This window comes from Bradyrhizobium sp. Gha, assembly GCF_900113735.1.
In the GTDB taxonomy this organism is placed as follows: Bacteria; Pseudomonadota; Alphaproteobacteria; order Rhizobiales; family Xanthobacteraceae; genus Bradyrhizobium.
In genome coordinates this window covers 460,915-474,559 of record NZ_FOQM01000003.1, presented here as the reverse complement: position 1 = coordinate 474,559, position 13,645 = coordinate 460,915, and the positions used below count along the sequence as shown (strand labels likewise).

The 13,645-nt window shown below is 63.8% G+C and carries 11 protein-coding genes and 1 pseudogene; 2 read left to right on the top strand and 10 right to left on the bottom strand.

Annotated elements, in window-relative coordinates; all coding sequences use genetic code 11:
* The first annotated feature begins 94 nt into the window (after window positions 1-94).
* The gene (locus BM222_RS07935; protein ID WP_244547032.1) at window positions 95-1,738 is read left to right on the top strand and encodes a Spy/CpxP family protein refolding chaperone; all 1,644 of its coding nucleotides are present in this window, start codon (window positions 95-97) and stop codon (window positions 1,736-1,738) included.
* 797 nt (window positions 1,739-2,535) lie between these two features.
* Here BM222_RS07935 and BM222_RS41680 read toward each other — a convergent pair.
* The 10 genes and pseudogenes from BM222_RS41680 to BM222_RS07875 all read right to left on the bottom strand — a co-directional run.
* A pseudogene (locus BM222_RS41680) lies at window positions 2,536-2,717 on the bottom strand (NADP-dependent oxidoreductase); the annotation flags it as partial.
* Window positions 2,718-2,829: 112 nt separating this feature from the next.
* A complete protein-coding gene (locus BM222_RS07920) occupies window positions 2,830-3,693 on the bottom strand; it encodes a sugar phosphate isomerase/epimerase family protein (RefSeq protein WP_092227696.1) in 864 nt (287 codons plus the stop codon).
* Window positions 3,693-4,883: a dihydrodipicolinate synthase family protein gene (locus BM222_RS07915; RefSeq protein ID WP_092227776.1), complete on the bottom strand. Its 1,191-nt coding sequence runs from the start codon at window positions 4,881-4,883 to the stop codon at window positions 3,693-3,695. Before BM222_RS07915 ends, BM222_RS07920 begins: the two co-directional genes overlap by 1 nt.
* 113 nt (window positions 4,884-4,996) lie before the next feature.
* Entirely contained in the window at window positions 4,997-6,148 is a 1,152-nt protein-coding gene (locus BM222_RS07910) for a Gfo/Idh/MocA family protein (protein ID WP_092227695.1), read from the bottom strand.
* Complete coding sequence (locus tag BM222_RS07905) at window positions 6,145-7,542, bottom strand: enolase-like domain-containing protein (protein ID WP_092227694.1); 1,398 nt, start codon at window positions 7,540-7,542, stop codon at window positions 6,145-6,147. The genes BM222_RS07910 and BM222_RS07905 overlap by 4 nt, the downstream gene beginning before the upstream one ends.
* Window positions 7,543-7,746: 204 nt before the next feature.
* A complete protein-coding gene (locus tag BM222_RS07895; RefSeq protein ID WP_092227693.1) occupies window positions 7,747-8,595 on the bottom strand; it encodes an ABC transporter ATP-binding protein in 849 nt (282 codons plus the stop codon).
* 115 nt (window positions 8,596-8,710) lie between these two features.
* On the bottom strand, window positions 8,711-9,703 hold the full coding sequence (locus BM222_RS07890; protein ID WP_177243062.1) for an ABC transporter substrate-binding protein: 993 nt from the start codon (window positions 9,701-9,703) through the stop codon (window positions 8,711-8,713).
* Window positions 9,704-9,808: 105 nt separating this feature from the next.
* Window positions 9,809-10,618: an ABC transporter permease gene (locus BM222_RS07885; protein ID WP_092227691.1), complete on the bottom strand. Its 810-nt coding sequence runs from the start codon at window positions 10,616-10,618 to the stop codon at window positions 9,809-9,811.
* Window positions 10,619-10,806: 188 nt separating this feature from the next.
* Complete coding sequence (locus tag BM222_RS07880) at window positions 10,807-11,466, bottom strand: TetR/AcrR family transcriptional regulator (protein WP_092227690.1); 660 nt, start codon at window positions 11,464-11,466, stop codon at window positions 10,807-10,809.
* A gap of 208 nt (window positions 11,467-11,674) precedes the next feature.
* A complete protein-coding gene (locus BM222_RS07875) occupies window positions 11,675-12,523 on the bottom strand; it encodes a VOC family protein (RefSeq protein ID WP_092227689.1) in 849 nt (282 codons plus the stop codon).
* Between the two features lie 209 nt (window positions 12,524-12,732).
* On the opposite strand from BM222_RS07875, the gene BM222_RS07870 reads away from it, so the two are divergent.
* Complete coding sequence (locus tag BM222_RS07870; RefSeq protein WP_092227688.1) at window positions 12,733-13,626, top strand: sugar kinase; 894 nt, start codon at window positions 12,733-12,735, stop codon at window positions 13,624-13,626.
* The last annotated feature ends 19 nt before the right edge of the window (window positions 13,627-13,645 follow it).

Sequence of the window (13,645 nt, the reverse complement as noted above, 5' to 3'; positions counted from 1 at the left end):
CGCCCAGGACCACCATGGAAGGGGCGGACCGCCGGCACCGGCTGCACGTCCAGCCGCGCCACCTGCAATGGCTCGTCCGGCGGCGCCGCCAGCCATGGCCCGTCCCGCCGCGCCGGCGTTCCATCCACCGGCGATGGCGCCGCATCCGGCGCCGCACTTCGCCGCACCGCCACCGCGTCCGACCCCACACTTTGCTGCACCGCCGCCGCGGGCTGCCCCGCACTTCGCGGCGCCTCGGCCTGAATTCCATCGGGCGCCGGCAGCGCCGCAACGTCCGGCCATGGCCCCGCGACCGGCGCCGCATATCGCCGCCCACTCGCGCCCAAGCGCGCCACCCGCCGTGAGCGCGCGGCCGTCGCGACAGGAGCAGACGGAACAGCGCGCGCAACAGCATCAGCAGCAGATCCAGCAGCGACAGCAAATCGCGCAGCAGCGGCAGCGCGAGCTGCTCACACGCCAAAGCGCGGAACGGCAGGGCCGTATCGACCGGATGCAACAGCGCGTGCAGCAATTGCAATCGCAGAAGCCGGAAGGCGCGCGGGCGCAACGTGCACAGGAGCGGACACTGCAGACGCAGAACCGCCTGCTCAAGCGCGAGCAGAGCATGCAACAGCGCGATCAGGCGCGGTTGCAGCGGCTGGGACCTGAGCCCGCCACAGTTGGGCGAGCCGGCGCTTCCGCGGCTGCGCAGGCGGCCGAGCGCGGGCGATTTGCCGAGCCGCTCCGTCAGCAGGCGAATGCACAAACGCAGGCGGCGCTCACCACCCGCGAGAACGGCTGGGCTCCTCGGGACGCCTGGCGACACCGCCACCCCGCGGTGTTCGTGGCGTGGCTCGGGCCCGTGTTCTGGCCTTACGCCTATTCCGACATTTTCGACTACACGTTCTGGTCCTATGCTTACGAGCCTGACTACTGGGCATACGCATATGACGACTTCGTCGATACCGTGTTCTGGGGTGGCGACAGCCCCTATTCCGCCTATGCCAGAATGCCCCCCTATGACTATCCGCAAGCCGGCGGCTCGCGCGCGCGCCAGCGGGCCCAAGTGAGCCCGCAAACGCTACAGCAGATGTGTGGCACCCCGGACAAGGGCGTCACCGCCTGGCCGCTTGCCGATATCGAGAGGGCTGTGCAGCCGACGCCGGAGCAACGCGCGCTGCTCGACGAATTGAAGGCGGCGGCGGCCAAGGCAGCCGACGTATTCAAGAACTCCTGTTCAGAGACCTATGCGTTGACGCCGCCTGGCCGGTTGCGGGCCATGATGAACCGCATCAGCGCGACGCTGGAAGCGGTCAAGATCGTGCGACCGGCACTGGAGAATTTCTACAACTCGCTCAGCGACGAGCAGCAGGCCCGCTTCAACGCGCTCGGCCCCAATGTCGGCGACCGCGCGCAGCAGCAGCAAGCCGGCGCCGAGACCTGTAGCGATCCGAAATCCGGCCTGACCCAGTTGCCGATCCAACGGATCGAGGCTGTGCTCCATCCGTCCGGAAAGCAGAAGGACGCGCTCGACCGCCTCAGTGAAGCGACAGCGAAGGGCGTTGAGGGCCTGCAGGCGGCTTGCCCTAACGATAGACCGCTGACGCCTGTCGGGCGGCTCGAAGCGATGCAGCACCGGCTCGAGGCCATGCTGACGGCCGCCAACCTGGTCGAGCCCGCGCTGGACGAGTTCTATGCGACGCTGAGCAGCGAACAGAAGGCGCGCTTCAACACGCTGCAACAGGTCGCAGGCCCGTGAGGGCAGCGCCGCATTCTCGCGCAGCTCATGCCGGCCTCATGCGGCGGGATTCGTCTCCCCTCGAGCGTCACTCGCGTCTGTGATCGCTCGAGGCCCTTCTATCTCATTCGAGCCAGAGGCGTTGCACTGTTCGAAGTGAGCAGACAACTCAAGCTCAGCCAGATGATCCCAGTATTCTGCTTCTGCGAGCAGCTTCCATTTGTTCATGCTGTTGTACGCGGCCTGTTGCCGGCACAATGAGCCCATCGCACGCAACCGTTGCACTGTTTCCACTGCGAACCTCCCTTTGCGCTTGCTCGTGAACAAGCGCATTCGTGTTCTCGCAGTTTCGCAGGTCGGATCGACGACTGATAGTCCGATGTTTGCCGGTGAATCGATGATAGCGCAATCGTCTGACTTTTCAGAAAATGCCGGTCCGGAAAGGGCGTTGGATGGAAGCTGAACCGGACCCGGGCTGACAAGCCGATCGCAACAATGGCCCCGACGATTGCACGTCGGGGCCATTCAAGATCAACAGGCTCGGGTACATCCGCCGCGGCTGCTGATCGTTGACGCCTCTGATCACTACACCCAATCATATCGGGATGATGATATTCCTCCTGAAAGCTGATGACTGTCCACCTCATCATTGGTGGTACTCCAACCGGTTCGCTGCACCGCCAGCGTTCCGATCCGCCGGAGCAGTTCGCCACGAGGCGGACACAGGATTTCTCCTGAAGCTGTCCGGAAGATCGCAATGCCGGCCGCAGCCAACCAACGTCGGCTCTCAGCGCGTGTGTATCTCGCCGGTGCGTAGCTCAGGGACGAACGCGGATGATCGTCTTCCCTTTGCGTCGCTCGGTCGGGTTTGAAGCGGCGACGGCATCGCTGAGGGCGAGACGTTGCCGATGTTTGTCCGCAGTCGTTCGTCCCGCAACCGCTGGACGATCTCACACAGTTGGGCACGATCGGACTCGACGACGAAGTCCATCGCGAGACCTCATGTGGGCGATCTCGTCCAGCTAGACACGCCCCGCACCCGCATACCATGATAACAGACGTCGCCTCGCATGTCGCTGATCGCAAGCCCGCGACGGCAGTGCGCGGGGAATCTAAACCACCGTCCTGTGTCGCTCGATACAGGTGCGCAGCACCTCATCCATCGGCTTGCTCCACCAGTCATTCGAAAAGATTTCGATCTCCGAATAGCCGGCAAAGCCCTGCGCCTCGACCGCGGCGCGCACCGACTTGATGTCGATGACGCCGTCGCCCATCATGCCCCGGTCGTTGAGGATGTCCTTGGTCGGCACCAGCCAGTCGCAGACATGGAACGCGAGCAAGCGGTCCTTGCTGACGCGCGCGATCTGGCCGATCAGCTCCGGATCCCACCAGATATGATAGACGTCGAGCGCGACGCCGAGCATACCGGTGCGATCAGGGTCGAGCCGGTCGCAGATGTCGAGCGCCTGCTTCGTGGTGTTCACGCAAGCGCGGTCAGCGGCGTAAGCCGGATGCAGCGGCTCGATCGCCAGCGGCAGATTGGCCTGCTTGGCATAGTCGAGCATCTCGGCGAGTGCTTCCTCGACCTGCCCACGCGCGGCCAAAATATCCTTCGACGCCTCGCTGCCCGGGCGTGAATATTGCGGCAGGCCGCCGACCACGACCACAATGCAGGGCGCGCCCAGCGCCTTGGCTTCATCGACGCAGCGCCTGTTGTCGTCGCGCACTTCCGTGCGGCGCGAGGCGTCCGAGGTAAGCATGCCGCCGCGGCAATAGCCCGAGAGATCGAGGCCCGCATCACGCACGGCGCGCGCGGCACGCTCCAGACCGACGGCGGCCACCTGGTCGCGCCAGGGATCGATGGCGCGGATGCCGTGATGTGCGCAGGCATCGATGATCTCGACGAGATCTCCCTGCTTGCGGACTGTCGCCGTATTCAGAGAAAGCCAGCGATGGTCGGACGAAAAATCGCGCATCAGGATTCGACACCGTGGCTGGCGAGCACGGTCTTCATCCGCTGCGTCGCGAGGTCAGGATTGGCGAGCAGGCCGGCCTTGTCGGCGAGGCGAAACAGTTCGGCCAGATGCAGCGTGGAGCGCGTGCTCTCCTGTCCCCCGACCATGGTGAAGTGATCCTGGTGGCCATTGAGATACGCCATGAAGACGACGCCGGTCTTGTAGAAGCGCGTCGGCGCCTTGAAGATGTGACGCGACAGCGGCACCGTCGGCCCCAGCACGTCGTGGAAACCTGCCTCGTCGCCGGCCGCCAGCCGCGACATTGCGTAGGACGCCGCCGGCGCGATCGCATCGAAGATGCCGAGCAGCGCATGCGAAAAGCCTTCGGTGTCGCCCGCGATCAGCTCCGCGTAATTGAAGTCGTCGCCCGTGTACATCTTGATGCGGTTGTCGAGGCGACGGCGCATGTCGATCTCGCGCTGCTTGTCGAGCAGCGAGACTTTTACGCCATCGACCTTGGCGGCATTGCCGTTGATGATGGCCACAGCCGTGTCCATCGCCTTGTCGAGATCGTTGGTGCCCCAATAACCGGTCAGCGCGGGATCGAACATGTCGCCAAGCCAGTGGATGATCACGGGTTCGCGAACCTGCGACAGCACACGGTCATAGACTCTTGCGTAGTCGTCAGCGCTGCGGCCGAGCTTTGCGAGCGCACGCGACGCCATCAGGATGATGCGCCCGCCGACCTTCTCGACTGCCGAAACCTGCTCTTCATAGGCGCGGATCACATCGTCGAGGCTCCTGGCGTCCTCGACTGCGAGATGATCCGTACCGGCACCGGAGAACACCAGCGCGTTGCGGCGTTTCGCGGCGCCGACCGAACGCGTGATCAGCTCCAGCGAGGTCGGCCAGTCCAGTCCCATGCCACGCTGCGCGGTGTCCATGGCTTCGGCAACGCCGAGGCCGAGGTCCCAGACGTGCTCGCGGAAGGCAATCGTCTTGTCCCAGTCGACGGCGACCGACAGCCAGGGATCGTTGTCCGCCAAGGGATCGGCCACCGTATGCACGGCCGAGAAAGCGATGCGGTTCAGCGGGCCCTCGAGCTTTGCGGGAAAAGTGCGCGAGGCAGCGAGCCGATAGGTCTCGATCGAGCGATCGGGCTTGGGTAGTTTCAACGACAAGGATGACATCGGCAATACGGGTTTGTTCATGATTTCCGACCTTTCCGCGTCATTGCGAGCGAAGCGAAGCAATCCAGAATGTCTCGGCTTCGTCGCTTCGCTCCTCGCAATGACGGCTCAATGGACATTGGACTCCGTCGGCCTCACGCCTTGATCGGCGCGACGTCGATCCAGCGCCGCTCCTTCCAGCTCTTCAGCGCGCATTCGGCGAGTTGCACGCCCTTGGCGCCTTCGAGCAGCGAGAACTTGTAGGGCGCGTCCTCGTAGACGTTGCGGATGAACATCTCCCACTGCTCCTTGAAGCCGTTCTCGTAGGTGACGTTATCGGGCAACTTCTGCCAGTCGCCGTAGAAATCGTGCAGCCGCTTCTCGTCGGGATTCCAGACCGGCCTCGGGGTGGCCTGCCGCGCCTGGATCATGCAGTCGGTAAGGCCCGCGACGGCCGAGCCGTGGGTGCCGTCGACCTGGAAGGTGACGAGGTCGTCGCGATAGACGCGCGTGACCCAGGACATGTTGATGTGAGCGATGACGCCGCCCTCGAGCTGGAACGTCGCGTAGGCGGAATCGTCTGCGGTCGCCTTGTACGCCTTGCCCTGCTCGTCGTAGCGCTCGGGAATGTCGGTGTTGCCGATGCAGACCACGCTCTGGACGTTGCCGAAGAGATTGTCGAGCACGTAGCGCCAGTGGCAGACCATGTCGAGGATGATGCCGCCACCGTCCTCGCTGCGGTAGTTCCAGGACGGCCGCTGCGCCTCCTGCCAACCGCCTTCGAACACCCAATAGCCGAACTCGCCTCGCACCGAGAGGATGCGGCCGAAGAAGCCACTATCGCGCAGGAAAGCGATCTTCTTCAGCCCCGGCAGGAACAGCTTGTCCTGCACGGTGCCGTGCTTGACGCCCTTGGCATTGGCGAGCTTGACGACTTCGAGCGCCTCCTCGAAGCTGGTCGCAATCGGCTTCTCGCAATACACGTGCTTGCCGGCATTGATCGCCTGGGTCAGCAGGCCGGGCCGCGCCTGGGTGGTCGCGGCGTCGAAGAACATGGTGTCGTTCTTGTCGGCAAGCGCGGCATCGAGATCGGTGGTCCAGCGCGTGATGTTGTAGCGCTTGGCGAGCACCTCGACCTTCTCGGCGCTGCGGCCGACCAGGATCGGATCGGGCATGACGCGGTCGCCGTTCTTCAGGCGGACGCCGCCCTGGTCGCGGATCGCGACGATGGAGCGGATCAGATGCTGGTTGAGCCCCATGCGGCCGGTGACGCCGTTCATGATGAGGCCGAGGCGTTGGGTGGTCATGCCGGATACTCCTGAAGTGATCTTGGCTGTTCGAGCGAGCGGAGCGCCGACCAGTCCGGATGGACCGACGTCGCAAAGCCCGCAGCATGAAGCGATCCCGTCAGGAGATCGCCGTCATGAATGGAAAGCCGGATGCCCTGCCCGGCATCGGCGTAGAGATCGGGATGCGCAGCTGCGAAGGCCCGCGCTTCGGCGAGAGGCGCGCCGCCAAAGCCGTCGACATAGTGATGGCCGTTGCGCTCGGCATGGGTGACACCGATGAATGCGCCGAGCGCGAGATCCTGCTGCACGGCAAGCCCAGCCTGGCAGGTCAGGTCCTCACCGGTCACGAAGAACTTCTCTCCGCTCGCGCTCCATTTCGCTCCGCGCGTCGCGTTGACGATGGACTTGTAGAGCCCCTTGCAGGATTTCGAGGAGATGCCGCGATAGCCGAGCGCGCGCGCCACGGGGAAGGCATCATAGGAATCGTCGGCTTCGTCGATGATGAATCCCCGCGCGCCGAGCGAGCCGAGCGGCGCTTGCCTGATAATATCGCGCGGCATCGGCTGTTCGACATAGAGCAGCCTCGATGCGATCGACCGCAATGCAGGTTCGCGATCGAGCCGCTCGATCAGCGCCTGCAGCGCGGCAAGGTCCGCATATTGCTCATTGGCATCGAGCGACACCTTAAAGTCGCGACCAAGCGTATCGAGCTCTTTGCCGATGCGCGCCAGCCGCGCCGCATCGGCGGCGGGATGACCCGACAGCTTCAGCTTGAAGTAATTCGCGCCGGCGTTCACGTCTCCGTCGGCGACGCCGCCCTCGCCTTCGATGGCATCATCGAGACCGACGGTATGCCTGATCGCAACGCGGGGCAGCGGCTTGCGGCCGGAGAGAAATGTCGTGAGATCCGCGTCCATCAGATCGGGCGAGAGCCGCGCATCGATGCCGGCGATATTGCCGGCCATTCCGTCGAAGAAATTGGTCTCGGCAGCCCGCAGCAGCGCATCAAGGATCGCCTTGTCGATTTCTGCCGGACCAAAGGCCGCCGCAAGCGGCGGAATGTTGTTCTTGGCACAGGCCGCGACCTGCGCGCCAATGCATTCGGCGTGCAGATCGAACGCCGTCAGGAATCCCGCCTGCGCCTGATAAAGCCCACGCGCGATCTCCAGCGATCGGCGCAAGCCGTCGACGGTCTGCGCCGGCGACAGCTCCGGCCGCTTGTCAAACCATTTCGGCACCAGCAGCTCTGCGCTGGCGCCGACCGAAATTCCTCTTTCCTCGACCTCGATCTCGACCCGCACGAACAGCTGCGGCGTCGCGTTGATCGTGATCGCGCCGAAGCGGAATGGCCGCGCGAAATGCACGGGACGTTCGAAGAAGGCGATGTCTCGCAGCTTCAGGCGCGGGGGCATGGTGTTAGTCGGCTCCCGAGACGGGGCTCAGGCGGCAGTGCACCTCTCCCGCTTGCGGGAGAGGTCGGCACGAAGTGCCGGGTGAGGGTTTTATCCTCTTGGGGAGTCTTGCCAGCGGAGACACCCTCTCCCCGGCCCTCCCCCGCAAGCGGGGGAGGGAGCGCACCGTTCGGGCGGTTGCGATGACAGGGCATCCCATCGAGCCTAATCCAATGCACCCTGCGAGAAGAAATGCTTGCGGATGCGTTGCACGAGCTCGGTGAAAACAGGGTCCGCCATGACGTCGAGCGAGCGCGGGCGCGGCAGCGGCACGTCGTAGATCGCGGCGATTGCACCGGGCCGCTCGGTCATGACAAGCACACGGTCGGCGAGGAACACGGCTTCGGGAATCGAATGCGTGATCAAGAGCACGGTCTTCCTGGTCTCCCGCTGGATCCGCATCAGCTCGACGTTCATGCGCTCGCGCGTCAGCGCGTCGAGCGCGCCGAACGGCTCGTCCATCAGCATGATCCTGGGATCGTGCACCAGCGCACGGCAGATCGAGGCCCGCTGCTGCATGCCGCCGGAAAGTTGCCAGGGCAGCTTCTTCTCGAACCCTTCCAGCCCGACCATCTTCAACAGCGCCTTGGCGCGCGGGAGATATTCGTCGCGGGCGAGGCGCTTCATGTCGATCGGAAGCATCACGTTGGACAGGATGTTGCGCCAGGGCAGCAGCAGCGCGTTCTGGAAGACGATACCGACATTGCCGTGCGGCTTCGTTACGGTCTCGCCTTCGACCAGCACTTCGCCTGATGTCGGCGGCAGCAGTCCGGAGATCAGCTTGAGCAGCGTGGACTTGCCGCAGCCCGATGGACCGACCACGACGAAGAACTCGCCGTCATTGATGTGGAAGTCGAGCGGCCGCAGCGACGGCACGTCGCCGTCGCGCGTCCGGTAGGTCTTCGACACGCCTGACAGGGTTATGCCCGACGCATCGCCGGCCCGATCGCTCACCAGTCTCAGGTGCGCGGCGGGCTGCACGGCGTCACCTGCCAACTTGATCGCTGAGGTCATTCAGTCCACTCGGCAATTTGAGCCGTCATTCCGGGGCGCCCGAAGGGTGAACCCGGAATCTCGAGATTCCGGGTCTGGTCCTTCGGATCATCCCGGAATGACGGGGGTTGTTGCTTCACGACCCACTCTTCGGCAGGTAATCGTTGGTGTAGAAGGCCTTCGGGTTCTCCTTGGCCTTGGCGTCGAGCCCGCCATATTCGACCATCAGGTTGACCGAGTCCGTCATGTTCTGGTCGGTGACCTGGAACGGCCGCTTGTCCTTGGTCTCAGGCGTCCGGTACAGCGGAATGGTCAGCTCAAAGCCTTGGGTCAGCGTGTCGATCTTGCCGCCCTTGGGGTTGGCATCCAGGATCGACTGCGCGGCCGCCTTCGGCTCCTTCTCGGCGGCTTCGACCGCCTTTGTCGTCGCCGACATGAAACGGCGGACGAGATCGGCATGAGCCTTCACGTAGTCGGTGTTGGCGATGATGCCCGAGGAGACCATGTTGATGCCGTAATCGGCGAATTTGATCGGATAGACGTCTTTGCCGGTGGCGTCCTTGATCTTCATCGATTGGTCCATGACATAGCCGAGCAAGAGATCAGCCTGGCCGTTGATCACGGCGTTGAGCTTGGTCTGGCCGTCGCCGGCAACGGTCTTGAAATCGCTTTCCTTGAGACCTGTCTTCTTCAGGAACAGCGGCCAGATCTGGGTCATGGAATCGGCCGGCGTGATCGCGACCGTCTTGCCCTTGATGTCTTCCGGCTTTCGGATGTTCTTGTCGGCAAAACCCATCACGGACATCGGCGAGGTCTGGAGCAGCACGCCGGTCGCAATCACCGGCGCGCCCTTGATCGCGGCACGCATCATGGTGGGAACGTCGACATAGCCGAAATCGGCGGTTTTGGCGGCGACGGCCTGCGTGGTCGCGGCCGAGCCGCGGCCTTCCTGGATCTCCAGGTCGATGCCCTCGGCGGCATAAATGCCCTTGGCCTTGCCGTAATAGAACGGCGCATGCTCGCCATAGACGTACCAGTTGAGCATCAGCACGACCTTGTCGGCCGCCTGCGCCGGCGAAACTGCAAACGCCATCAGCGCCACAGATGCAGCCCCAATCCATCGCTTCATCGTCACTCTCCCTGTTGTTGTTTCGGCCATTGGTGGCCGTTGCTTGATCTATTGTTTGAGCATGATCTGATCGGAAAACCGCTTCACACTTTTCCGGATCATGCTCTACGATGCGAAAATCACGTCCTCGCGCTGGCTGACATGCCAGGGAATCACCAGCTTCTCGACGCGGTCGACGACCCAGAACAGGATGACGCCGAGCAGCGCGAGGATGACGAGCGCTGCGAACATCGTCGGCAGGTCGAACGTGCCAATCGAGCGCTGCATCACATAGCCAATGCCGGAATTGGAACCGACGAACTCGCCGACGACGGCGCCGACCACGGCGAGGGTCACCGAGACCTTGAGGCCGGAGAAGATCGCCGGCAGCGCATGCGGAAGATTCACCGCGCAAAACACCTGGAAGCGGCTGCCCTGCATGGCGCGGGCGAGATCGACCATGTCAGGATCGACCGACTTGAAACCCTGCACGGCGGAGACCACGACGGGAAAGAAGCCGAGGAGGAATGCCGAGATGACTTTCGGCAGGATGCCAAAGCCGAACCAGACCACGAACAGCGGCGCGATCGCGATCTTGGGCACGGATTGGGAGAACACCAGCAGCGGATAGACATAGCTCTCCACCGTCTTCGAGCCCGCGATCAGCATCGCCACGGGAATGCCGAACACCGCGGAGAGCGCGAAGCCCCAGATGGTCGCGTAAGTCGTCGGCCAGGACTGGCGCAGCAATTCCGGCCAATCATCGCGCAGCACGGCGAGGACATCGGCCGGCGCCGGGATCTGATAGGCGGGGATCTTGAACAGCCGGATCGAGAGATCCCAGGCGATGACGATGAACACCAGGAACAACAACGGCCGCACCCAGGCCGCATTCAGCATCTTGGACACTGCACCTTGCGGCTTCAGCTCAGCCACGCCTCACTCCCGGAAGTCTTCTTTGTTCGGGGGAGAAATTAACCCGTTGGGTAAATACTGTCCAGAGCTTTCCCTGTGACGTTTTGTGCCGGTTCCGGGGCCGGTCGGTGGCGGGACAGACGCCTCCCGGAAAGTTTCTGGATTGCTCCGCTGCGCTGGCAATGACGGAGGAAAATGCGGCGAGGAAACTACGCCGTCTGCGCGACCGCAGCGCGCGACTTTGGTGCCTTGGCGATCTCGAACAACGCGGCCGACTGCCCCGTCAGCGCAGCCAGCACGAGGCCGACCATGTGCGCGAGACGTTCGTCCTTGGCGTCCTTGGCGAGCAGGTCACGGCCGAAGATCACGCTTAAGGTCGCCGAGTTCGAGAGATAGAAGAAGCAGAGACCCGCGATCGAGATGTAGAGCTGCACCGGATCGACCGCGACCTGGAAATCGCCGCTGTCGACGCCGCGCCTCACCACGGTGCGGATCATCTCGACGAACGGCGAGTGCATCGACTTGACCTTGGTCGAGCGCTTCAGGTGCTTTGCCCGCGCGAGGTTCTCGGTCTGGAGCAGCGACAGGAATTCCGGGTTGCGCAGGAAGTAACCCCAGGTGAATTCGATCAGCCGCTTGATCGCTTCGGGCGGATCGAGATGTTCGAGATCGAGTCCCCGCTCCTCGCTGCGGATCTTGTCATAGGCGCCTTCCAGCACCGCGAGGTAGAGGTCGTCCTTGTTGCCGACATGGTAGTACAGCATGCGCTTGTTGGCGCCGGCATTCGCCGCGATGCGGTCGACGCGGGCACCGGCGAGCCCGTGAGCGGAAAACTCCTGCTTGGCAGCCTCGAGAATGCGCAGCCGCATCCCCTCGGGGTCGCGCTGCCATTTCAGAGTTCGCTTTGCAATTGCCTTCGCCAAACCGGGTGCTCGCTGGGTGGTTTCGGTATGGCATGTACCACGCCCTCGCCGTCATTGCGAGGAGCCCTTGCGACGAAGCCATCCAGAGTCTTTACGGGAGGAGCCTGGATTGCTTCGCTGCGCTCGTTAAAGACGGAGGAGAGAGCAGCGCCCCTCAATCCACCGGCTTCGGCGAGCGCTCCAGCAGCACGGTCTGGATGCCGCAGGTGCCATTGCGCACGGTCATGATCCGCGTGCCCGGCTTGCGGCCGTTGCGCACGTCGCTGACGTCGAGTCCGGCGGCGACGAGGCGCGCGCGCGTGGCGTCGATGTCGGCGACGCGCCAGCTCAGGCCCCAGAGACGATCGTGCCCAACATCCCCGCCCGCGACGGGGCGGCGCACCACCTCGACGATGAGATCGCCGCAGCGGAAGAACATCAGCTGGCCCCAATCATGGTGGGTGCGGTCGAGCGCCAGATCGAGCCCCAGTCGCGCGCCGTAGAGCGCGGCAGCACGATCGGAATCCTCTGTCGTGATCACGACGTGATCGAGCCCCTCGATCGGCGCGACGTCCGAAGCGAGCGACTTCGGACGCTCCTCGGCCAACTCGAGGAAGAACATGCGCACGCCGCGCGTCAGCTCGGTTGCGGCCCGCGTGCGCTTCCAGTGCAGGGCCGCGCCTGATACATCGTCGCTGCTTTCGACTTCGGCGACGGCATCCGGCTTCAGCGCCACCCGGTCCAGCCGGCGGTGCGTCTTGTTGATATCGGCGACGCGAAAGCACAGGCTGGCGAGCAGGCCCTCCTGGTCAGCGAGCAACGCGCGCATGCGGTCAGCGGTCGCGTTAAAGCCGCTCGGCGCCATCAATTCGAGGGTCATGTTCTCGAGGGTGAACAGGACGCGATCGGCGCCCTCGCCGGAGTTCTGCCAGGCGGGCGCGCGCCCCAGCAGCGTCTGATAGGCCGCCCTGGCCGCACCGATATCCTTGACCAGAGCAACGATGTGATCGAGGCCGGTGATCATGTTCTTTCCCTTTCTGATCGACCTGGAACCATGGATCGAAAAGCGGCAATTGTCCGGGCTTGGCATGGACCCGACATGGTCGTATTCCGGCCCTAGGCCGGCCTCAAGCGCTGCGGGGCGGTTTTGCGAATTATTTCAGCGTCAGAGAAGCGGAACCGGTGTTACAGTAAGCTGGTCGGCCGGACCATCACGCGCATCACGGACAAGCAATGCAGGCTCTCTTTATCGGACAGACCTATATCGACGTCGTCTTCATAACCGACCACATGCCGACCGGCGACGAAAAACACGTAGCGACCGACTACGCGGTCTCTTTCGGCGGCAACGCTGTCACGGCGGCGTTCTGCTGCGCCAAGCTCGGCATCGTGCCCGACCTGATCGCCACCGCGGCGAATGACTGGCTGGGGCGCATGTTCCAGGACATGTGCGCGAAATACGCGATCTCGCTGCACGGGCGGAAGGTCAACCAGTCGTCGCTGTCCTTCATCATGCCCAAGGACGGCAAGCGGGCCATCGTGCGCTGCCGCGACGACGAGCACATCCATCCCTTCCCGATGCTCAATCTCGGCGGCTGCCGCGCATTGCATGTCGACGGCCACCAGCCGGATGCGGCGATCCACTACGCAAAAGTCTGCCGTGAGGCCGGTATCCTGACCTCGCTCGACGGCGGCGGCCTGCGCACCAACACGCACGAACTCCTGGAATTCATCGACGTCGCCATCGTCGCCGAGCGTCTCTGCGAGCAGATGGACCTGACCCCGGAGAAGATGCTCGACTACCTCAAGGGCCGCGGCTGCAAGATCGGCGGCGTCACCATGGGTGAGAAGGGCCTGCTCTGGTACGACGAAACAGGGACGGTCCAGGTGATGCCGGCGATGCCGATCCCGCGCGAGCGCGTGATCGATACCAACGGCGCCGGCGACGTCTTCCACGGCGCCTACGTCTATTCCTATCTCGCCCATCCGGGCAAAAGCTGGCGCGAGCATTTCGACTTTGCCCGGGCAGCCTCGACCTTCAAGATCCAGCGCCTCGGCAACGAGGCCGGCCTGCCGACCCTTGTCGACATCGCCAAAGTCAGGCACGAGTTCGAAGTCAGGGTCTAGGGATTTCATAAGGGCGTAT